Source organism: Pseudomonas sp. P7758 (genome assembly GCF_013386485.1).
Lineage (GTDB): Bacteria > Pseudomonadota > Gammaproteobacteria > Pseudomonadales > Pseudomonadaceae > Aquipseudomonas.
Genome location: NZ_JACARS010000136.1, coordinates 1 through 22,770, shown reverse-complemented (window position 1 = coordinate 22,770; position 22,770 = coordinate 1). Strand labels below are relative to the sequence as shown.

Sequence of the window (22,770 nt, the reverse complement as noted above, 5' to 3'; positions counted from 1 at the left end):
CGCGGCCGGTAGCCAGCGCAGCAGATCCACATCATTCATGGGCCGGGCGAACAGGTAGCCCTGCCCTTGAGTGCATCCCATCGCGAGCAACGACTCGCGCTGCTCCTCCGTCTCGATGCCTTCCACTACCACGGACATCCCCAGGGTTTCCCCCAATGCCAGGGTACTGCTGACGATTGCCTGGCAGCGCGGTTCGTGGAGCAAGGTGCGGATAAACTCCCCGTCGAGCTTGATCTCGTTGAACGGCAACTGGCACAGGCGCTGCAACGACGAGAAGCCTGCACCAAAGTCGTCGATGGACAACTTGCAGCCCATCATGCGCAGGCGCACCAGGGTTTCCAGGCTGGTGGCCGGGGCTTCCAGCAGGCCACTTTCGGTGAGTTCGAAGGTCACGCTGGCAGGTGCCGTCTGGTGCAGCGAGAGGATGCCCTTGATCACTGCGGTCAGGTTGCTGTTGGTCAACTGGCTGGCATTCAGGTTGAACGACAGGTCAAGCGCCAGCCCGGCGTTTTTCGCCAGTCGCTGCAGGCTCAGGGCCTGGTTCATCTGCATGAACAACAGCGTATCCAGCAAGCCGCAGCGCTCCAGCACCGGCATGAACACGGCCGGCGACAGGATGCCGCGCAACGGGTGCACCCAGCGGGTCAGCACCTCTACGCCGCAGACGTCATCGGTATGCAGGTCGACCTTGGGCTGGTACCAGGCCTGCAGTTGCTGTTCGTTGAGGGCCCACCGCACTTCTTCATCGCTGGCCAGGCGTACCGGTGCAGCCTTGGGTGGCGCGACACCAGGGCCACTGGAGCGCTTTTTTAGCAGGGTCTCCAGGGCGTGGGCCTGCAACGGCTTGCCGACGTCACCGAGCATTTCCAGGCCCAGCAACGAAACGATCTGCTGCACCGTGCGGCGCACATCGGCCGACAGTGAGCTGCTGATAATCACCGAGCCGACCAGTCCCGAGTGCCCCACCTGCTGAAGAAACTCCAGGCCATCCATGCCGTCCATGCACAGGTCGCACAGGGCAATATCCACCCCGCCCACCTGTTGCAGCACCGTCAGCGCCTGCACACCGTCTGCGGCCTCGAATACCTCGTGGCAACCCAGTTGGCGCAGCAGGCTCACTGCGACGGCACGTTGAAAAGGATGATCCTCGAGTACCAGCACGCGTATGGGAAAACTCGTCATTGAAGTCGGCTCATCTGAAAGGAATAAGGTCGCCCGGGTATGACGCCGGGCGTGTCGCAGCGGTTTAGAGCACGGGCAACTTGACGATTTGCTCGGTGGTCATCACATCGCCGAAGGTGTCCTCGACTTCGGCCAGTGCCGATTGATGCAAGGCGTCCTTGTCGACGCTTTGGCCATTGAGACGGGTGATCGCACGGGTGGCAGAAGCATCGGAAGCAACGATCACGTTGAAACCCAGTGGCGCTGCATCACGGGCGGCACCGGCGACACAGGCGTGGGTCATCAGGCCGCTGATGATCAGCGTGTTGATCCCGGCCTTGCTCAGTTGTGTGGCCAGGTCGGTGCTGGCGAACACGCTTACGGTGTTCTTCTGCACCACGTGGTCCTGAGGGCGTGGCTGCATGTCCTTGTGGAACTTTACGGTCTCGCCATCAATGGCGAATACCGCAGCGCCGGCCGGCGACACGTGCTGCACGTGGTAGACCGGGATCTTGTGGCTGTCGGCGTAGTTGATCAGCTCGCGGGTTTTCGCCAGGGCACTGGCGCCATCCGGGATTGGCATGCGCCCGGTGAAGTATTCGTTCTGGAAGTCGATCACGATCAGCGCGGTCTTGGCGGCCGGCAATTGCTTGATCTGCTCGGCACCCGACATGGCGCGGATGGTCGGGTGATCGTTGGCAATAGCAGCACCGCTGGCAACCACGGTGGAGAGCACGCAAGCGGCCATGAAGCGACGGGTAAAACGTTGCATGGGGTTTTTCCTATTTGTAGGTGATGGTGAAGTTCGCGGTGGCGTTGGCAATACCGGGCTGCGGCCCGGAGGCGTCGCCGGCGGTCTGGATGTAGCGGGCACCGAACTGCAGGTTGGTGGTGCCGTCCTGGACCGGCATGATCGGTACGTCGACGCCCAGCGGCAGCACGGTTCCGTCCTGCTTGAGCACCTGTACCGCCACGCCGCTGGCGGTGGCTTCAGAGTTGAGCCCCAGGACTCCCTGGCCGGCATCGACAATCACCGACCCCTTGGCGCCATCCAGGCGGATGTTGGCGGTGTTGCCCTGGAAGTAGTTCCAGGTCGGATTCCCCGCGTACGTCCCGGCAATGCAGTTATTCAGCGGGATATTGAAACTTTCGGTTGGCGTGACGCTGCCGGGACCGTTGAACACGCGCTTTTCCCAGTTGTTCAACGGAACGTCGATGATGCTGCCCACGCCTTCGGGCATGCTGCAGCCGGCCACGGTCACGCTGCCGGTCAGGCGACCGTCGATCCAGTCGAACGGCGTACCGTTGTTGTTGATCGTGACGGTGTACACCTGCAGGTTGCCGAAATCATTGACGCCTGCCGGGATCGGTCCGGTTTTGATCAGGATCAAGCTGTTATTGGTATTGGAGGCGAAACCACCGGTATTACAGCTGGCGTACGTCAGCGGGAAGTACCAGTTGCCGGAGGTCCGGCACAGAAAGCTGGGGCGGCTTTCGTTGACCACGCCTACCCCGATTCCCGGTATGTTCGTCGCGTACAGTTGGCTGCCTTGCACCGCGCCAATGGCGGCGGTGACCGCGGGTAACTTGGCACCGAGCATGTTGGCCTGGATTGAAAACGGTACCGTCGTCGTGCAGTTGATGATCGGGAAGCGGGTGTACTTGACCAGCCCGATGGTTGACCCCACCGGCACATCATGAGGAATGTACACATCCCCGATGGGGTGTACGCTCTGGGTCGCGCTGGTAGACGCACAGTCGGCCAACGCCATCTCTGACAGGGCAAACGGTGCCACCGCCAGCGCGCTCAACAGCACGCGTTTTTTCCACTTGTTTATCTGTTTCATGGACGAACTCCTACGCACACAGCGTCCATCACCCGATAACCGTCGGTGGCTGGCGTGCTGCTGATATCCAAATTGATTTCACACTGCTGCGCGGCGTTGCCACCCCATTTCATGGTGTAGGTGACACCTTTGCCCGCCGACAGCAGCACTTGTCCGGCCTGGCCGACCACGCCGACACTGGCGCCCTGGTCGTCCTGCACGGTGGTGCCGAAAGGCAAGAGCGAGCCGTCCTGCAAGCGGACGTTGAGCAGTATTTTTTCCGATCGGCCGGCGGCGAATACCGCCTTGACCACCGCACCGCGACGCGGCACCACGTTGGTCACGCCTTCGGCGATGTCGACGCTGGTGTCCAGTTCGCTGGTGTCCACGGCCACGCGGTTCTTGCGATACGGCGTGACGTACGGCACCAGGGCGTATCCGCGGTCATTGGTCAGGGTGCCCGGGGCATTCAGCAGGCCGACCTTCGGCGTGTCCTTGACCTCCACCAGCGCCACGGTTTCACCCAGGGTTTGGCCGAATTCCACGCCATCGGCATGGGCCAGCACCGAGCCCGCCGCGCTGACCGAGGTCTGCCGGTAGCCCGAGCCGACGCTCACACCGGCGCCCAACTGGGCAAACGGTGCACGGTAGCCCAGCAGTGCCGAACCGTTGTTACCGGTGTTTTCCACGCGGTTGGCGTTGACGTTGTAGTTCAGGTTGCCATCGCGACCACTGAGGCCGGCCCGTTGATCCAGGCTGCCGTCATTGTTGCGGGTGACGCTGAACGTACCGGTGCTGCGGGTTTGTCCCAGGGGCATGGACACAGTGAAGACCACCTGGTTGTTGGAGCCGAAGTCGTCTGTCAGGGTCTTGCTGGCGTACACGCCATAGGTCACGCCCTTGTACTGGGTGTTGAAACCCAGCTGCATCTGCTTGTCTTCACGGGACGTGCCCCAGTAGTTCTGCTTGCTCAGGTTCAAGTACAGCGAGCCGTAGTTGTCCAGGGCCTGGTTGACGCTGGCCTCGACCTTGCTGCGCTTGGAGAACTGGCTGTAGTCGTTGGGTTGCTGCAAATCCACGGCTTCGCTGAAGTCGCGATAGCCTTCGGTGGAGTAGCGGTAACCGGCGAAGCGCACCGAGGTGCCGCTTTCAAATGCCTTCCCGTAGCGCAGGCCGATGCTCTGGCCTTTTTTGCTGTCGCCTTGGGTGGTGACGGCCTTGGGCACGTCGGTCTGCGCCTGGGTGACGTCGACCGAGACGGCGCCGATGCTGCCCAGGCTCTTGCCCACGCCAACCACACCGGCACGGTAAAAATCAGCCCCCAGAAAGCCGCCGTACAGGGTCAGGTCGAACGGCAAGCCATAGGCCAGGGACGCCTGGGTAAACATCGGCCGCTCGCCGCCGTTGGCCGAGTTGTATTCGCCCACAGTCGCGCTATAGCGCCAGGTGTTTTCCCGCAGCATGTTGGCCAGGGTTGCGTACGGCTGGGTGAAACGTCGTTCACGGCCGTCGGCTTCGGTGATGATCACTTCCAGGTCGCCGCTGCCCGAGGCGGCGTTGAGGTCGTTGATTTCAAACGCACCTGGCGCCACGTAAGTGGTGTACAGCGAGTAGCCGTTCTGGCGCACTTCGACCTTGGCCTGGGTTTCGGCGATGCCACGGATCACCGGGGCGTAGCCCTGCATCGAGTCCGGCAACATGCCCATGTCCGAGGCCAGTTGCACACCGCGAAACGGCACGCTGTCGAACACATCGCCAGGGGTGAAGCTCTCGCCCATCGTCAGCGTAGCCTTCAGCGGCGTGATGTCCCGTTGCGCGTAGGTATTGCTGCGCTGCCACTGGCGGCCACCTTCATCGCCCTGGCGGAACGAGGAGCTGGAGCGAAAACGCCAGTCGCCGAGGTTGAAACCACCGGTGGCATACAGGTTGTACTGATTGCCGGTGCCCCGGGCGTCGCTGTTGGTTTGCGCAGCGGAAAACTGGTAGTTGAGCATCGCGGCGTTGATGCCGCGGTCCCATTCCGACGGTGCCACGTAGCCGGCCGCATCCCGGCTCAGGGCGATCTGCGGCACGCTGATATCCAGGGCCAGGTAGTTGGCGTTGAAGGTCACCGAGGCGCCTTCGATCAGAGCTGCCAGGTCGATGCACGCGGGCAGTGTTTCGCCGGGCACCTTGAACGCCTCCAGCTTCACCCCGAGTTCCTTGAGAAAAGCCTCGGACAGGCATACACGTACGTCACTGCCCTGCTCATCCTTGATGAAGGTCATGTCACGCCGGTCGAAAAAGCTCTGGTTCAGGCGAATCAGCACCGGGTAGGTACCAGGACCGATGCTGCCGCTGTTAGCCACCGCATCCAGGTCAAGGTTGGGCCCGGCCCCGGCGCCGCCAAACGACTGCATGAAGCCGGCATCGAACTTGGCAGGCTCACCGGCCACGGCCAATTCACCGGCACAGGCGGCCGCCACGGCGACCCACAAAGGCAAACGACTAAAGCTGAAGGAGTTATCGATTCGCATGGCAATACCCGGCCGCCGCGCCACAGTCGTGGCACGCGCAAACGTCTACAGGAAGAAAAGGAATCAGCGGTTCAGTGACACGGTCTGCGGCTCGCTGTAGCCGCCGTAATCATTGATGGCCGAGAACACCACTTCGCCGGTTGTGCCTTTGAAGCCCGGCAGCGGATAACGCTGGCTGCTCATCGGCGCGACCATCGTCGGCTCGTTGACCTCGACGCTCTGGCCGGCAGACTTGGCAGTCACGCCAATGAACGAGATATGGAACGGCGACGGGTTATTGACCACCAGCACGGCCCTGCCCTGTTCCTGCGCAAGGCTCCAGGTCAGCTGCGACGGTGCTTCCATCGCATTGCCCTTGAGACCGGCCGGGCGATAGAACAATTTGACGCGGGTGCGCATGGCAATCTTCAGCGTATTGGCGTTGCCTTCGCTGGCCACCGGGATTTCCTGGGCGTTGAAATAGAACACCGATTCACGGTCGCTCGGCAGGTTGCCGGCGACTTTCTGGATGCGCACCATTTGCTCTTTGCGCGGGTCCAGTCGGAACAGCGGCGGCGTCGACACAAAGGGCGTGGCGGTGGTCATGTCATCGGCTTCGGTGTTGACCCAGGTCTGCACCATGTACGGCTGCGCCGTGGTGTTGCTGACGGTGATCGACGCGTCGCGTTTGTTGCCGTCGAACACGATCCGCGTGCCGCCGAGCATCACACCGGCCTGGCTGGCCGTGCTGAGCAGTGCAGTACTGAGCAACAGCGCCAGGGCCGATGCCTTCTTGAAGGGGGAAACGTTCATTTCGATCATCCTCTTGCCGTGAGCGAGGGGATGGCCGCTGCGCGCATCAACGCTGCAGCGGCGCATCAACAGGGCTTACTGGTACTCGACGGTGAACGCAGCCTTGGCGTTGGCCGGGCCGGAGGTCGCAATGCCGGTAGCGATGTAGTTGGCGGTGAAGCGCAGCGGCTGGGTCAGGTCCAGGTACGGAGCCGATTCCAGGCCCAGTTGCACGTCCTTGTCGGTGGCGTCCTTGATCTGTACTGCAACGTTGGTGGCGTGACCGGCGTCCGGGGTGATGCCGATCCACTGGCCGCTGGCGCCGGCAGTGCCGCTCAGGGACAGGAATTTGACCACGGCGCTCTTGCCGGTGACGCTGCAACCTGGGGCGTTAGTGTCAATAGTCAGGGAGAACGCGCCGCCACCGGCAACAGCACCAACGGTAGCCAGGGAAGTGGCGGGCACGTCGCCCAGGCCCACATCGCCAGCACCGACCGAACCGTTCAGGTCAGTCACGACCACCGGGCAGGTGTTGTCGGTTACGGAACCGACGAAGTTGATTTCACCGTCAGCAGCCATGGCAGCCTGGGAACCAGCGGCGAGGATGACAGCGGCAAACAGACCTTTAAGCGCAAACTTGTTCATAACGTAATCCAGATAGTGAGGAAAGTCTGAAGCCCGATGAGGGCTTCAATCAGGTTGCAAGGCCCGGTCCGCTTGGTCGGTGGGGCCGTTCAACGAGGCTCAGTATCGGGTGTGGGGTGGGTTGACTACGTATGAATGGTGCCGCGCTCTTGTAGGAAATTTCCTAGTGGATAGTTCACTGATAATCCAGTGTGAACACCGCGGCACCGTTTGCCGGCCCGGGGGTTACGGTGCCTTGAGTTTGCAGGTAGCGCGCTTGCAGCGGGATGGCAAAGCTGGCGCCTTCCAAGGACGTCAGGCTGGCCTGGAACCCCGCCACCATGGTGCCCAAAGGTACGGGCACTGCTGTGCGGCGAGCGATCTGGATGCCGACACCTGTCGCCGCCGGCGCCTCGCCGGGTGCGCTGTTGGTCAGGCTCATCACGCCATTCGCCGCGTCGATCACGCCGTTGACCGGGTCCAGTCGGAAGTTCACTGCGTTGTTGGTGCGAGTACCGGGCAACGTGCTGCCGTCGTTACTCCATTGCGGGCCAGTCGTTGAAAAGTAGCCGTGGAACGCCGGGCAATTGAGCAACTGGATGTCAAACTCCTTCCATGGCGTGCCATTCCCGACGCCGCCCAGTTCACTGACCCGATAACTGCCCAGCGGCACCGGCACGTCCGGTGTGGTGCAGGTACGCGAGACGATGTTGATCGTGCCGGAGAAGTTCAGCCGCAGCACGGGCAGGATGTTGTCGGTGACGATGTCACGAACGACCGAAGGAAAGTTTGCTCCGTTGATCACGCCGGCCGCCACATTGCCGGTCTTGATCAGCGACACAACCAATGCCATGTTTCCAGGTGCGGAGTTGATCCCGCAGTTGGCCATCATCGTGTCGCAGTTGGGCATACTCCAGGTGTAGGGCAGCACGTCACTGCGAAACCAGATCACCACGCCGACTCCGGCGACCCCAGTCTCGTAGGTCTTGCCTCCGTAGGGAGAGCCCATCCAGGCGGACAACGGCAATGGCGTGGCGGTGAAGTAATCCCGTTCCAGCGGCTGAGCTGTCAGGTTGAGGCAATGTAAATTGGTGGTGGTAGTAGGCATGAACGTCTGGCGATAGATTTCACTGCCAACCGGCAGGTCGCGCCCCACGGTCAGGTTTGCGCCCAACAGCGGCATGGTGGCAATGATCGGCTGGCTGCCCAGTGGGTTTGTTGCCGGATTGAGTTCGCAGGTGCCGGCAACAGCCTTGGCACTGCAAAAGGCGACACCGGCCAGCAGGCCAGATAGCGCCAGCAGGCGCAAGGCCCAGGGTTTCTTCTGAATCATGTCAGTTTCTCCTTCAGAGCATTATCGGGCCGCAACCGCCGCCACGGGATCGGGGGTGCACACCGCATCCACCTGGCGCAGTTGCTGGCCATCACGTTTGCCCGCAGGCAGCGTCAAGGCACATTGCTGGTTGGCCTGGGTGCCCCAACTGATCAACAGCCGGTGCGCGTTTTCCTTGATTCGGGCATAAAGCTGCCCGCCCTGCCCGACCATGCCCACCGACACGCCACGGTCATCCACAACCGAGGCGCCGAACGGCAACGTGCTGCCATCGGCCAGGCTGACGTTGAGCAGCAAGGCTTCACCAGTGCGGGTGCCGTATTTCAACGCCACCACGGCACCGGCACGGGGAGCGACTTGCTGGCTGGTTTCGCTCAATTCCACGTCCAGTGAGGTACCGACTGGGTCGATCGCCACTTCGTTGAGTTCATAGGGCCGCAGGTACGGCACGACGGCATTGCCGCGCCCATCGAGTTTCAGGCCGGGGTAACCCACCACTTTTGCGCCCGCTGCACCGGGAGCGCTGACCACTGCCATGGTGTCGCCCCGGTACGGTGTGAACGTCACCCCGCTCGGGTGAGCTACCACGCTGCCACTGGCGTTCAGCGATAGGCTGTTGTAGCCCTGGCCATTGTTCAGAGTGCCACCGACGATGGCCTTGGAACCGGTGTATTGGCCGTTGAGGGCTGTGCTGTTACTGGCACTGGCACCGTCGTGACCGGCAGTCGCGCTGTAACTGTACTGGCGGTCTTGCCCGGCGGTGCCGCTCACAGTGGCTTGCTGGCTGACACTGCCGCCGGTGTCGCGCATGACCCGCGCCGACAGTTGCGGACGATTGATCGAGTCGCCAAAGCCCAGCGGCAGGCTGACGGTGAACAGCATCGAGTTCTGCATGCCGCCCAGCCCTGCGCGACTGCGGTTGGCGCTGATGCCGTAGCTCACTTGGTTGACTTGCTTGTTGTAGCTGAGCTGGTACTGCACATCGCTGCCTGGCAGGTTCCAGTAATTCTGGGTAAACCCGCTGAATGCCACCTGGCCCCAACCGCCCAGGCTCTGGTTGGCGGACAGCGTCAAGCGGCTGCGAGGCCGGCCGTACAGGCTGGTGTCCAGGCCATCACGCTCGGCTGCGAGCAGTTGTACGGCGTTGCTGAAGTCCAGGTAGCCCTCGGTAGAGAACCGCGTAGCCGCCAGGGCGAAGTTACTGCCGGTACTGAGAATGTTTTTGCTGTACGTCAGGCGCAGGCTCTGGCCGCTTGAGCTGCCGCTGCGCAGTTGGGTCTGTGCGTGTGTGACGTCGGCCGCCAATGCGCCGATCGGTGTACTCAAGGCCAGGCCGCCCAGGGTTGCACGGTAGTCGTCGCTGGCCTGGACACCGCCGTAGCCGGTAAACAGGTTGCTCAACCCTCGTTGGTAGGTGCCCTGCACCACCTTGGCCTGGCGCGAGATGTAATTGTTGCGGGTTTGCCCTGCCGTCAGGTTGAAGCGCGAGGTACCGGGTCGCAGCAGTTGAGCGGTCGCGGCGAACGGCACGATAAAGCGTTGCTCGCTGCCGTCAGCCTCGTACACAGTGACGTCCAGGTCACCGCCATAACCAGTGGAATACAAGTCGTCGATCACAAACGCGCCCGGCGCCACCGTGGTTTCGTACAGCAGGTTTCCCGCCTGGCGCACCGCAACACGTGCGCTGGTGCGGGCGATACCGCGAATCACTGGCGCATAGCCGCGCTGGGATTCGGGCAACATGCGATCGTCGGTGCCCAGTTGCACCCCGCGATAAGCCAGGGTGTCAAAAATTTCGCCGCTGGTGTTGGCCTCGCCCACGGTCAGCTGGCTTTTCAGCGACGTAATGTCGCGCTGGGCATAGGTATTGAGCGTCTGATAAGTCTGGCCACTGTCTTTCTGCCAGTTCAGCGAACCGTTATGGCGCAAACGCCAATCGCCCAGGTTAAACCCGGCATTCAGGCCCAAATACGCCGTGTCGTAGTTACCGGTGCGGGTCTGGTTGTGGTTGGCGTTCAGGGTGTAGCTCAACATCGCGGCGGTAACGCCCCGGTCCCACAACTCCGGACTGACGGCATTGCGCGCATCACGGCGCAGGGCAATCTGCGGAATGCTGATGTCGAGCAACTGGGTAGACGGCGAGAATGCAGCGGTTGCGCCGTCGATCAGCCGCGCCAGTTCCAGGCACTGCTTACCGCTTTCCAGCTCAACAGTGGCCTCTGGTGTCAGGCGGCGCAGGTCGACGCCGATCATCTCCAATACTGCTTTATTGACACACACCACCGGGCTGCTGCCATCGGTTTCGGCTTCAATACGGATGTCTTGACGGGTCACCAGGCGACCGTTGACTGCAACGTCAGCGCGGTATTCGCCCGGCAGCACCGGATTGCCTTTCTGGTAAGGGCTCAGGTCGAGACTGCGGGAGTCTTGGGGCAGGAATACGTCGTTGAACTGTACCTCTTCATCGGCATGTGCATCCTGGGCCAGCAATGCGCCGGGCCCCAGGACGAAGGCATTTAGAATAAGCACTGTCAACGGATTCAAGGCAAAGCGCTGCCGTGCCCGCAGGTCAGTACCAGGGCTGGAGAACGTCGTCATAAGTCACTCGTGGGCAGAAAGGCTCACATCGGGATCAGGGTTTGAGTGCCTGGCGGGTTGGCAGTAACGCGCCGTAGTCGTTGATGGCGTTGAACTCTACCGCCGCCCCACTCCCGGGCCGCGCCTTCAAGTTCGGTAGCGGGAACATCCGGGTCTCCCCTGGACCGACCATGCCGTTTTCACTGGTGTAGCGTTGCCCGCCCGCCACCAGGCTCAACTCCACCTGGGAGACGTGGAATGCGCTGGGGTTGTAGGCTTTCAGCGCAAAGCCCTTGCCTTGCTGTTCCAGCGACCATTGCACCTGGCTGATGGCCTCGGCGGCGCTGCCTGGCAAGTTGTCTGGCCGATAAAAAATCTTGATCCGCGAACGGAAGGCCATCTGCAATACGTTCAGGTCCACCGGGCCTTCGGCTTTCGGCGGGATCTCTAGAACGTTGAGCCAGAACACCGACTCTTGGTTGGTGGGCAACGCCGTACCGGTATACATCAGACGCAGGCTCTGGCCCTTGCTCGGGTCGATACGCGACACCGGTGGCGACAGCACAAACGGCGCACGTGCGCGGCTCGGGCTGGACTCCAGGTCGCCACTGTCGACCCACGACTGCACCAGCACCGGGCGGGTGCCGTTGTTGTTCAATTTAACGGTGATTTCCTTCTGGCTCGCGGGGTAAACCAGACGAGTACCGGTGATCACCACACCAGCGGTGGCCTGGGAACAGGCCAGGCTTGCCAGCAGTGCCAAGGCACCGAGACGGCGAAGTTTCAAATAGGACATCACGCACCTCTACGGTGGTTCTGACGCGCACCGCGTCGTATCGCGGGTGCGCGTCAGGGCCAGGCTTATTGGTAGTCGATGGAGTACGTGACCGAGCCGATCACCGTGCCCGGGGTGGTGGCACCCTGGGCGATGTACTGCACGGCATACGGCATGTTGGCGGCGCCGCTGGCATCGATGGTGTTGCGGGAGGTGTTGGTGCGCTGGTTGGTGTTGCCGGCCTGGATCACCGAACCGTTGGAGTTGTCCACCAGTTGCAGTTGAACGTTGGTGGCAGTGCCGGTCATATTGCGCAGGTTGAAGCTGACGGGATCGACGCTGGTACCGGCTTCGAAGAATGCCGCTGCGGTGGTTGCGGTGCCGACACAGTTGGTCAACTGGATATTGAAACCCGTTTGGCCAGCGACTTCGCCAACGGTGGTCAGCAGACCGGTGGAAATGGTTGGCAATGTAACTGTGGCCACGGCCGGGGTGACAACGCCGTCAACGGCGATGGTGCAGGTCTGGTTGCGCAGTTCACCGTTGAAGTTGATGGTGCCATCAGAGGCGTGAGCGAATTGGACGGCACCCGTGGAAATCAGTGCAGCGATCGCCAAGACTTTGCGATTCATGGAACAGCTCCAAATCAAAGGATAAAAGCCGTCGCGAATGCCTGAATGGTTTGCCTGGTGCGGAATGCGTCCAGTAATGGAACAAACCAGCGGCGTTGAGCGACGGGTCCATGATCGGAGGCTTCAGGGATTGGGGACGTAGTATCTAGCCCTGAGACTTGTAGGAAAATTCCCACGCAAAGAGATTGCCAACTCGCCTGAGGTTCAGGCGAGGTAGCGCTCCAGCCGTTCGCCGAGTTGCTCCATCTGTTGATGCAATGCATCCACTGTCTCGGTCAGTCGCATGGAGTCTGCTTGTCGGGTGGCGGCTTCCAGGTCTTCGCAGCAGCGGATCAGTACTCGGGCCTTGATGATCCGCGCGCCCCCTTTGACCCGATGCGCGATGTCCGCCAGGCCTTGCAGGTCGTGGCGGGTGAACAGTTGCATCAGGCGCGCCATGTCCTGCTCATTGCTGGCGGCGAGGTCACCCAACAAGCTTTTGATCGAAGCAATGTTGCCACCGGCCAGGTGCTCGACGCTGGTCAGGTCAATATCGTCATCTGCAGCAAATCCTGGGTGTCCACTCCCCGGCTCCGTTGCCAGGCCTGCCAGGCGCGCGCTCAAATCCTTGAGGCTGATGGGCTTGAACAGGCAGTCATCCATGCCGGCGGCCAGGCACCGGCCCTTCTCTTCCGGCTGTGCATTGGCGGTAAAACCAAGGATCAGGCTCGGTGGCAATCCACGGGCCGCCTCGTCGGCACGAATGGCCCGGGCCAGTTCGTAGCCGTTCATCAGAGGCATATTGCAGTCAGTGATCACCACGTCGAATTGCCCGTTGCGCCAGGCCCGCAAGCCATGGGCACCGTCCTCGGCATCCTCGATCCGGTGGCCCAGGTAGTTGAGTTGCTGGGTCAGTAACTGACGGTTGGCCGGGTAATCATCGATCACCAAAATGTTCAACGCGTGGCTCATTACTGTCGGCTCGTCCTCGACCGGAGCAATGTCTGCCAACGGCTCAAGGGTGGTCAGGTCCAGCCTCACGTCGATGCGCGTGCCCTGGCCCAAGGTGCTGTCGAGGGTCAGGCGCCCGCCCATCATTTCGCAGAGTGTGCGGCTGATGACCAAACCCAGGCCGGAGCCGCTACGTGCGGACTGGTCATTGTTGCTGGCCTGGGTAAAGGGGCTGAACAGGCGTTTCTGGTCCTCTTCGCCAATGCCCATGCCCGAGTCTTCCACCTGCAGCCTTACGCCCAACTGTTCCTTGCCCGCCTCCGTTCGCACACTCAAGCGCACGTGGCCCTGGGCGGTGAACTTGATGGCGTTGCTCAACAGGTTGGACACGATCTGCTTGAAGCGCAGCGGGTCGATCAACACATCACGGTTGACGCCGGCATCCAGGTCGAGTTGCAGTTGCAGCTGTTTCTGCCGTGCCAGGCCTTCGAAAATGCGCACCACCGACTCCAGCAACTCCCGCAGGTTGGCGCGCTCGGGGTTCAGGGACAGACGCCCGGACTCGATGCGGGCAATGTCAAGGATGTCGCCGATCAGGTCCAGCAAGCCGCGTGCTGCGCCGGATGCGACATCAATCGCGAAGCGATCCATCACGCCCTGGTCAGCCTTTTTCGTCGCCAGCTCGAGCATGCCGATCACCGCGTTCATCGGTGTGCGGATCTCATGGCTCATGGTCGCCAGGAAGGTGGTCTTGGCGCGATTGGCGGCGTGAATGTCCTCCAGCAGGCGCTGGCGCTCGCTGATATCAATCCAGCCGGCGATCATGCCGCTGACTTCGCCGGTGCTGCTACGGTATGGCAGCATCCAGTGGTAAATGGTCAGTACGCGGCCATCGGGCATGATCAGGCTGCGATCCTGCAACTGCGCCTCACCGCTTTCCATCACTTGCAGGTAATCCCGGTGATATGCGGCGGCCTCATCCGGGTCGCCCAGCACACCGTCCAGTACGGTCTTGCCGATCACCTGCTCACGTTCTACCTGGAACACTTCCAGGTAACCACTGTTGCAGATCAGCAACTTGCCCTGGCGATCACGCACATAGATCGGGTGCGGCGTGCCGTTGATCAAGACTCGCATGAACTCAACCTGATCGCTCAACGCCTGCTCGGCCTGCTTGCGCTTGCGCATCAACATCCGCAGGTAGGCGATCCAGCCCAGGGCAGTCACCAGCAACACGGCGGCAATCCCAAAGCCCTGGATGATTGCGCTGCGGTTGCGCAGCCAGTAGCTGTCGCCTACCACCACTTCGCTGCGCCAGCGATTGGTCAACTCGTCCATTTCCTCGGGGGCGATGCTGAGCAGCGCCTTGTCCAGGATCGAGAACAGTTCCAGCGAGCCGCGGGCCGTGGCAAAGGCCATGCGCGAGTTGGTTACACCCACGGTGCTGGTGATACGCAAGCGGTCACGGTATTGCCGGGAAATCATATAGCGCGCGGTAATCAGCGAATTGACTGCCGCATCGGCCTCGCCATTGGCGACTTTCTCCATGGCGTCATGGGCGCTGTCGGCATCTACCAGGCGGATGTCCGGGTATTGCTCGGTCAGCATGTCGCGGCTGGAATCACCGCTGATCACCGCCAGGCGCTTGCCGTGCATATCGTCCAAGGTATTGGGGCTGCTCGGTGCAGTACGAGTGACCAGGACAAAGGGCGTGGCCAGGTACGGACGGGTAAAGCGCAGGACCGCTTCGCGCTCCTCGCTGGGGGTGATGGTGATGAGCAGGTCGGCCTTGTTGCTGGTGATGGCGTCGATCATCTCGCGCACCGAACTCACCCGCTGGATATCGAACTTCAAGCCCGTGCGCAGGGCCACCTTGGCCAGGACGTCGGCACTGATGCCGCGGAATTCGCCTTCGGCGCTGTAGAACGACATCGGCAGGAAGTCTTCATCAATCGCCACGCGCAATCGGGGATTCTTGTCCAGCCAGCGCTGTTCACTGACACTGAAATGCAGGGGATGCTGGCCTGGCATGCTTGCCCCCCCGGCGCTCCAGCGGCGCAGGATGGTCTGGCGCTCGGTGACCGGGATCGCCGCCAGTGACGCATTGATAATCCGCAGCAGGCGCGTGTTGTCGCGCTTGACCGAAAAGGAAAAATTGCTGACCTCCATGCGCGAGAAGTCGGCCAGTTGCACGTTGTTCAGGTAGTTGCGGTTGATCAGATAATTGGCGCTGATCGCATCGCCCAGGTATACGTCGGCCTGGCCGAATGCCACGGCGCCGATGGCGCTGAGGGTGGACGGGTAAAGCTGCAAGCTGGCCTTGGGGTAGAAGTCTTCGACCGCTTTGGGCGGCAGATAGTGATAGAGCATCGCCACACGCTTGCCGGCCAGTTCCGGGTCGAGGTTCTGGCTGTCACCGACCCGGCTGACCAGGGTCGGCTGATCCTCGGCATAGGCGTCGGAAAGTTGAAGCTGCGGGTCGGCTGCCTCAAAACCGTTGGAGCTGCCCAGCATATCGACATCACCCGCCTTGAGCGCAGCCAACACCCCATTGCGTGAGGCATACCGTTGCACCCGCACTTTCACGTGCAGCAACTGCTCCATCAACTGCGCGTAGTCGGCCGTGATGCCTTCGTAGTCATGGCGATTGCTGGTGATGCTGAACGGCGAGTAGTCCGGCGCCGACGAGCCGAGCACCAGCGTGCCTTTGCCGCGCAGCCAACTCCAGTCGGCCTCGTCGAGGCCTACACTGTAGTCGCTGACGTCGGAACGCCCGTGCAGCTTGAGCATTTGCGGCGCCGCCAGGGCGTTGCCCAGGCCGCAGAGCAACAGGAAACCCAGCAGGCCGTGTCGAAGAAGTGTGTTCATTCAGATGAGGTTGTTGCGCTTGGCAAAATCGGCCAGATACACCACCGATTTGACGTTGAGTTTTTCGATCAGGCGCGTCTTGTAGGTACTGACCGTCTTGTTGCTGATCAGCATGGCGTCGCCGATTTCCTTGTTGGTCAAGCCCTGGGACAGTTGTTGCAGGATGGTCAATTCGCGGTCAGAGAGGTTCTGGATCAGATCATGATCAGTGGCTTCCAGATCACTGCGCCGTACCGAGCTGTGGGCCAGGTTGGGGAAGAAGGTGTAGCCGTCCATCACCGCCTTGATCGCCTTGGTCACCTCCTCCATGTCGTTCGTCTTGGAAATGAACCCGGCCGCACCGGCTTTCATGCAGCGCATGGAATAGAACAGTGCCGACTGAGAGGTGAACACGAGGATTTTGCTCGGCAGGCGCAGGGATGCGATGCGGTTGAGCACTTCAAGGCCATCGAGCTTGGGCATGCCGATGTCGAGAATGATCAGGTCGGGCACATGCTCCCGGGCCAGTTGCACCGCATCGGCGCCATTATCGGCCTCGGCGACTACTTCGAACTGAACCTGGCTGAGCAGCATTTTGACGGAAGAGCGAATGAAGGGATGGTCGTCCACAACCAAAGCGGTATACATGTAACCTCCTGTAAGGCGCGCCGGAAAGCTCCGGTGACAGAAGCACCTGTGACGCAAAACGATGGATAAGCGACCAGCCGACGCCTCGCTCAAGTTACACGAACACGACTGAAGTGTAGGAAAATTCTGAAGTTTTGCCGCCTAGCCCACCGGCGAACTTAACGGCTGCACATCTTCCCGCGCCAGCCAATGCAGCAGGTCGTGGCCGGTCATCGGCCGGGCCAGGAAAAAACCCTGCCCCACCTCGCAGCCCAGGCTGATCAGCGCGTCGCGAATATGCCGGTTGCTGACGCCTTCGATCACCAGGCTCATGTCCAGCGAGCGGGCCAGCGCCAGGGTGCTGCCGACCATGGCCTGGCTGCGTGGTTCGTTGAGGGTGCGGATAAGGTCGCCATCGAGCTTGATCTGGTTGAACGGCAACTGGCACAGCAGCTTGAGTGACGAAAACCCCACGCCGAAATCATCAATCGACAAGCCGCAGCCCATCAAGCGCAGGCGCAGCAGGTTTTCCTGGGTCGGCGGCTGCAGGTCCAGCAAGCCGTTTTCGGCCAGCTCGAACACCAGCACCGAAGCGCACAGGCCGTGGCGTTGCAGGGCACCCTGGATATGCTCGATCAGGCCGTGGCGGGCCAGTTGGGATGCATGCAGGTTGAACGACATTTCCAGCACGGCGCCCTGGCGATGCAGCACGGCGAGCAATTTCAGACCTTGCTCCAGCAGTTGCTTGAACATTTCATCAATCAGGTCATAGGCCAGCACTGCCGCGAGGAAATCCTTGGGCAGCAGCAAGCCCCGGGCCGGATGTTCCCAGCGTACCAGCGCCTCGACGCCTGCGAGGCTGCCATCGTTCATCATCCGCTTGGGCTGGAACCAGCCGCGGAACTCGCCCAGGGCCAGTCCCAGTTGGATCTCTTCTTCGCTGGGCAATGGGACCCGGCTCGCGGGGTTGAGTACGGGCGGCGGTGCCGCGCGATAGCGTTTAAGCAAGTGATCCAGTGCCGGCAGTTGCAACGGCGTGCTCAAGATACCCAACAGCTGCACACCCGATAAAAACTCCAGATGCCCCAGGGCCCGGCGCAACTCCGGGCGCAGCTCATTGGACAATCCAACGGCCTGCACCAGGCCGATCTGGCTGGCATAGCGCAGAAATTCCACCTGCTCGGAGCCCTTGTCCCCCAGGTTGCAAAGCACGATATCCACGCCGCCCGTGCGCTGCATCTGGATTATTGCCTGTTCGCTATTGCTGGCTTGCAACACCTCCCGCACCCCGAGCCGTCGCAACATATTGACCAGGGCGCTGCGCTGGGAACTGTGGTTTTCCATAACCAGGACACGTGGTGGGGCCATCGTCATCAACCGTTTTGCAGACTCGAAGGCCTTAATAATGGCGAGGTGGCGTAACCTTCAGCGAAGGAAGTCGCCTGCCAATATGTAGGAAATTTCCCACGCAAAGCATCTGCCACCGGGCAACTCGCGGGTGCCGGTCGGGCATTTCGCAGCTACAATGCCCGCCTCCGTGACAAGCCTGACTAAAAAAACTATGTCCTTGCCCAAGCATCACCTGGAATTGCTCAGCCCTGCGCGCGATGTTGCCATCGCCCGCGAGGCCATCCTGCATGGCGCCGACGCCGTGTACATCGGCGGCCCGAGTTTCGGCGCGCGCCATAACGCCTGCAACGACGTGAGCGATATCGCGCAGTTGGTGGAGTTCGCCCGGCGCTACCACGCGCGGGTGTTCACCACCATCAACACGATCCTGCACGACAACGAGCTTGAGCCGGCGCGCAAGCTGATCCACGAGCTTTACGATGCCGGCGTCGACGCGCTGATCGTCCAGGACCTGGGGGTGATGGAGCTGGATATCCCGCCCATCGAACTGCATGCCAGCACCCAGACCGACATCCGCACCCTGGGCCGGGCCAAGTTCCTCGACCAGGCCGGTTTTTCGCAGCTGGTGTTGGCCCGTGAGCTGAACCTGCAGGAAATCCGTGCGATTGCCGATGAAACCGATGCCGCCATCGAGTTCTTCATCCACGGTGCCTTGTGCGTGGCCTTCTCCGGCCAGTGCAACATCTCCCACGCCCAGAATGGCCGCAGCGCCAACCGCGGCGATTGCTCCCAGGCCTGCCGCCTGCCCTACACCCTGAAGGATGACCAGGGCCGTGTGGTTGCCTTTGAAAAGCACCTGTTGTCGATGAAAGACAACAACCAGAGCGCCAACCTGCGCGCCCTGGTGGATGCCGGCGTGCGTTCGTTCAAGATCGAAGGCCGCTACAAGGACATGGGCTATGTGAAGAACATCACCGCCTATTACCGTCAGCGCCTCGACGAGATTCTCGAAGACCGTCCGGACCTGGCCCGCGCTTCCAGCGGCCGCACCGCGCATTTCTTCCTGCCGGACCCGGAAAAGACCTTCCATCGTGGCAGCACCGACTACTTCGTCACCGACCGCAAGGTCGACATCGGCGCCTTCGACACCCCAACCTTTACCGGCCTGCCGGTGGGTGTGGTGGAAAAAGCCGGCAAGCGTGACTTGCAAGTGGTCACCCATGAGCCGCTGTCCAATGGCGACGGCCTCAACGTGCTGATCAAGCGTGAAGTGGTGGGTTTCCGCGCCAACATTGCCGAGCCAAAAGGCGAGTTCGAAGAGGACGGCGAGAAGCGCTATCGCTACCGCGTCGAGCCCAACGAGATGCCGGCCGGCTTGCACCAACTGCGGCCGAACCATCCGTTGAACCGCAACCTGGACCATAACTGGCAACAGGCGCTGCTCAAGACTTCCGCCGAACGCCGGATCGGCGTGTCATGGGCGGCTCGCCTGCAGGAAGATCGCCTGGGCCTGACCGTCACCAGCGAAGAAGGCATCAGCGCCAGCGTTGCCCTGCCCGGCCCGTTTGGCGTGGCCAACAAGCCGGAACAGGCCCTGGAAACCCTGCGCGACCTGCTGGGCCAACTGGGCACCACGCAGTACCACGCCACTGCGATCGAGCTGGATGCGCCGCAGGCGTTCTTCATCCCGAACTCGCAGCTCAAGGCCCTGCGCCGTGAAGTGATCGAGGCGCTGACCGAGGCGCGTATCCAGGCCCATCCACGGGGCGGCCGCAAGGCAGAAACCACGCCGCCGCCGGTGTATCCGGAATCGCACCTGTCGTTCCTGGCCAACGTCTACAACCAGAAGGCTCGCGACTTCTATCATCGCCATGGTGTGCAACTGATCGACGCGGCGTACGAAGCCCACGAAGAAACCGGCGAAGTGCCGGTGATGATCACCAAGCACTGCCTGCGGTTCTCGTTCAACCTCTGCCCCAAACAGGCCAAGGGGGTGACGGGGGTGAAGACCAAGGTCGCGCCGATGCAGTTGATCCACGGCGACGAAGTGCTGACGCTGAAGTTCGACTGCAAGCCTTGCGAGATGCACGTGATCGGCAAGATCAAGGGCCACATCCTCGGCCTGCCGCAACCGGGCAGCGTGGTGGGTTATATCAGCCCGGATGACCTGCTCAAGACCATCCCGCGCGGCGCACATTGAGTCGCCGGTGAGCGTCATGCTACGGCGTGACGTTCACCGCTGTTTTCGAGCGCCACCACCAACCCCGCTGCAATCCCGCCGCCGCCAGCAGAATGGCCGCCACGCCCAGCCATTGCATCCAGCCCAGCCGATGCCCAAAGGCAATCCAGTCGACGAAGATTGCCGCGATCGGGTAGATAAACGACAGCGCGCCGGTGATTGCCGTCGGTAACTTCTGGATCGCGCCATACAGCAATACGTACATCAAGCCGGTATGCACCACGCCCAGCGTCAACAGTGCCGCCCAAGCATCCATCGATGCAGACAGGCTGTGCCACTGCATCAGCGGTGCCAGCAGCAAGGCACCCGTGCTCACCTGAATCAACGCCATCAAATGGGGCGGCACTTCCTTCAGGCGCTTGATGATCAGCGCCGCAATCGCATACAGAAACGCCGCGCCCAGGGCCAATGCCACGCCCACCAGATAGTCATCCCCGGTATTTGACTGATCGCCATGGGCAGTGACAATCGCCAGCATTCCCACGAACGCCACGCTCAGCCAGGCGAGCTTCTGCACGGTGATTTTCTCGCCCAGGAACACTGCTGCCAGCATCACCAGCATGAACGGCTGCACGTTATACACCGCTGTACTGATGGAAATGGATGCCCTGGCGTAGGACTCGAACAGCAGCAACCAATTCCCCACGATCGCCACGCCGCTGAGCATCGCCAGCCCGAGTTTGCGGTAGTCCAGCAAGTCCAGGCGCAGATAGCCGAGCAGCCAGCACACCACCAGCAACGTCAGCGCGCCGATCACGCAGCGCCAGAACACCACTTCCACCACCGGCACTCCCGACACCAGCACGAACCAGCCGATGGTGCCGGATATGAGCATGGCGGCGACCATTTCCCATGAACCGCGACGTATGGATTTGTCCATGATTGAGCTCCTCAAGTGAGGCTCAATTATGGCAATCTGGCCTGTAGCGACTCCATATTCTAAATAAGGCGAACCTTGTATTTCGCCTATTCTTATTAGGCAAACCTGAGCAATCGCTTTCGGAGCGACCATGATTGACAGCATTGACCAGCAACTGATCGCCGCGCTGATGGACGATTCGCGCCTGTCCCTCAAGGCCTTGGCGGGTATCACCGGCCTGTCCTCCCCCAGCGTCGGCGAGCGGCTGCGGCGCCTGGAAGAGCGTGGCGTGTTGAAGAACTACACCGTGGACATTGACCCCAAGCATTTTGGCTATCTGCTGCAAGCCATCGTGCGCATTCGCCCTTTGCCCGGGAAACTGCAGGAGGTGGAGCGCCAGATCCAGGCGATCCCCGAGTTCACCGAATGCGACAAAGTGACCGGCGATGACTGCTTCATCGCACGCCTACATGTGCGCACCATGGACCAACTGGACACCCTGCTTGACCGGCTCAACGCGTACGCCGAAACCAACACGGCCATCGTCAAGAAAACCCCGGTAAAGCGCCGGCTGCCACCGCTGGGTGATTCGTGATTTTGAGTCACTGATGCAGTGACGGGATCGCTATTCTGTCAATCCAGGGCGGTGTTTATGCTTGATCCACACATTGGAACAACAGGCGTAAACACCATGTATGTCATCACCGGAATCACAGGCAAAGTCGGCGGCGCCCTCGCGCGCTTTCTCCTCAACGATCGTCAACCCGTGCGCGCAGTCATTCGCGATGCGGGCAAAGGCGCCGTATGGGCCGCCCTTGGTTGCGAGGTCGCCATCGCCAATATGGACGACGCTGCGGCCCTCACTGAAGCATTCAAGGGTGCCACCGGCGTGTTCATCCTGCCGCCTTCGGATTTCGACCCGGAGCCGGGTTTTCCCGAGGCGCGCAAGGTGATTGCCGCCGTCGCTCAGGCCATTGAAGCGGCGGCCCCGCAGAAAGTTGTTTGCCTGTCGACCATCGGCGCCCAGGCCGAGCACCTGAATCTGCTGACCCAACGCACCTTGATGGAACAGGCGCTGAGCGCGTTGAACGTGCCGGTGACCTTTTTGCGTCCGGGCTGGTTTATGGAAAACGCCGCCTACGACGTAGCCACCGCCCGCGAACACGGAGTGATCCACAGCTTCCTGCAACCGCTGGATAAGACCGTACCGATGATCGCCACCGCCGACGTCGGCCGCCTCGCTGCGCAATTGTTGCAGCAACACTGGAGCGGGCGTCGGGTAGTTGAGTTGGAAGGCCAATGGGTCAGCCCGAACGACATCGCTCGCACGCTGACCGAAGTGCTTGGTCGTGGTGTGACAGCACAGGTGGTGCCTCGCGATGCGTGGGAGCCGATGTTTCGTGAGCAAGGCGCGCAGAATCCAATGCCGCGCATGCGCATGATTGATGGGTTTAACGAAGGTTGGATCTGCTTTGAGCAGGCGGACGTGGTTAAGGGTGAGACCACATTGCTCAAGGTGCTGCGGGAGTTGGCTGCAAAAACCTGATGCCATGGCCTGCAAGCCAGCTCAGTGATTGGGTACATATCCGTTATTTGGGTAACGGCGGCGTATGGTTTCGCTCTTACAGCGAGTCACTTTGCAAAAGCGGCAAAGTCCACCAAACGGCATTGCTCCGCGGGCCGCCGCTCCGCAATACCTGCGT

At 61.4% G+C, this 22,770-nt stretch carries 17 protein-coding genes; 3 read left to right on the top strand and 14 right to left on the bottom strand.

Translation table 11 applies throughout. From position 1 onward, the window contains the following. The 13 genes from HX873_RS25795 to HX873_RS25735 all read right to left on the bottom strand — a co-directional run. Positions 1-1,182, bottom strand: a 1,182-nt coding sequence (locus tag HX873_RS25795) for an EAL domain-containing protein (protein WP_177123400.1), incomplete at its 3' end; no start/stop codon positions are given. Between the two features lie 64 nt (positions 1,183-1,246). Continuing rightward, on the bottom strand, positions 1,247-1,933 hold the full coding sequence (locus HX873_RS25790) for a cysteine hydrolase family protein (protein WP_063030246.1): 687 nt from the start codon (positions 1,931-1,933) through the stop codon (positions 1,247-1,249). Positions 1,934-1,943: 10 nt separating this feature from the next. Next, on the bottom strand, positions 1,944-3,008 hold the full coding sequence (locus tag HX873_RS25785; protein WP_177123399.1) for a fimbrial protein: 1,065 nt from the start codon (positions 3,006-3,008) through the stop codon (positions 1,944-1,946). Beyond that, complete coding sequence (locus HX873_RS25780; protein ID WP_177123398.1) at positions 3,005-5,503, bottom strand: fimbria/pilus outer membrane usher protein; 2,499 nt, start codon at positions 5,501-5,503, stop codon at positions 3,005-3,007. Before HX873_RS25780 ends, HX873_RS25785 begins: the two co-directional genes overlap by 4 nt. 63 nt (positions 5,504-5,566) lie before the next feature. Next, positions 5,567-6,295 (bottom strand): molecular chaperone, encoded by a 729-nt coding sequence (locus HX873_RS25775; protein ID WP_235616460.1) that lies wholly within the window; start codon positions 6,293-6,295, stop codon positions 5,567-5,569. Between the two features lie 75 nt (positions 6,296-6,370). After that, entirely contained in the window at positions 6,371-6,919 is a 549-nt protein-coding gene (locus tag HX873_RS25770) for a fimbrial protein (protein WP_087693811.1), read from the bottom strand. Between the two features lie 175 nt (positions 6,920-7,094). After that, positions 7,095-8,231, bottom strand: coding sequence for a fimbrial protein (locus HX873_RS25765; protein WP_087693810.1), 1,137 nt, complete (start codon positions 8,229-8,231; stop codon positions 7,095-7,097). Positions 8,232-8,252: 21 nt separating this feature from the next. Then, entirely contained in the window at positions 8,253-10,829 is a 2,577-nt protein-coding gene (locus tag HX873_RS25760) for a fimbria/pilus outer membrane usher protein (RefSeq protein WP_177123397.1), read from the bottom strand. A 34-nt stretch (positions 10,830-10,863) separates the two neighbouring features. Further along, on the bottom strand, positions 10,864-11,604 hold the full coding sequence (locus HX873_RS25755; RefSeq protein WP_087693808.1) for a fimbria/pilus periplasmic chaperone: 741 nt from the start codon (positions 11,602-11,604) through the stop codon (positions 10,864-10,866). 65 nt (positions 11,605-11,669) lie between these two features. Beyond that, positions 11,670-12,215 (bottom strand): fimbrial protein, encoded by a 546-nt coding sequence (locus HX873_RS25750; RefSeq protein WP_087693807.1) that lies wholly within the window; start codon positions 12,213-12,215, stop codon positions 11,670-11,672. 204 nt (positions 12,216-12,419) lie between these two features. After that, positions 12,420-16,013 carry a transporter substrate-binding domain-containing protein gene (locus tag HX873_RS25745; RefSeq protein ID WP_177123396.1) on the bottom strand — a complete coding sequence of 1,198 codons (3,594 nt, stop codon included), beginning with the start codon at positions 16,011-16,013 and terminating at the stop codon, positions 12,420-12,422. After that, entirely contained in the window at positions 16,014-16,640 is a 627-nt protein-coding gene (locus HX873_RS25740) for a response regulator transcription factor (RefSeq protein ID WP_087693805.1), read from the bottom strand. A gap of 141 nt (positions 16,641-16,781) precedes the next feature. Beyond that, a complete protein-coding gene (locus tag HX873_RS25735) occupies positions 16,782-17,963 on the bottom strand; it encodes an EAL domain-containing protein (protein ID WP_235616461.1) in 1,182 nt (393 codons plus the stop codon). A 217-nt stretch (positions 17,964-18,180) separates the two neighbouring features. Here HX873_RS25735 and HX873_RS25730 point away from each other — a divergent pair, with 217 nt between their 5' ends. After that, positions 18,181-20,169 (top strand): U32 family peptidase, encoded by a 1,989-nt coding sequence (locus HX873_RS25730; RefSeq protein WP_087693804.1) that lies wholly within the window; start codon positions 18,181-18,183, stop codon positions 20,167-20,169. A 19-nt stretch (positions 20,170-20,188) separates the two neighbouring features. Here the strand turns inward: HX873_RS25730 and HX873_RS25725 are convergent, their stop codons facing one another. After that, on the bottom strand, positions 20,189-21,088 hold the full coding sequence (locus HX873_RS25725) for a DMT family transporter (RefSeq protein WP_177123395.1): 900 nt from the start codon (positions 21,086-21,088) through the stop codon (positions 20,189-20,191). 130 nt (positions 21,089-21,218) lie between these two features. Between HX873_RS25725 and HX873_RS25720 the strand changes: the two genes are divergently transcribed. Both HX873_RS25720 and HX873_RS25715 read left to right on the top strand, forming a co-directional pair. After that, the gene (locus tag HX873_RS25720) at positions 21,219-21,662 is read left to right on the top strand and encodes an Lrp/AsnC family transcriptional regulator (RefSeq protein WP_008433323.1); all 444 of its coding nucleotides are present in this window, start codon (positions 21,219-21,221) and stop codon (positions 21,660-21,662) included. A 96-nt stretch (positions 21,663-21,758) separates the two neighbouring features. Continuing rightward, positions 21,759-22,613 (top strand): NmrA family NAD(P)-binding protein, encoded by an 855-nt coding sequence (locus HX873_RS25715; protein ID WP_177029054.1) that lies wholly within the window; start codon positions 21,759-21,761, stop codon positions 22,611-22,613. The last annotated feature ends 157 nt before the right edge of the window (positions 22,614-22,770 follow it).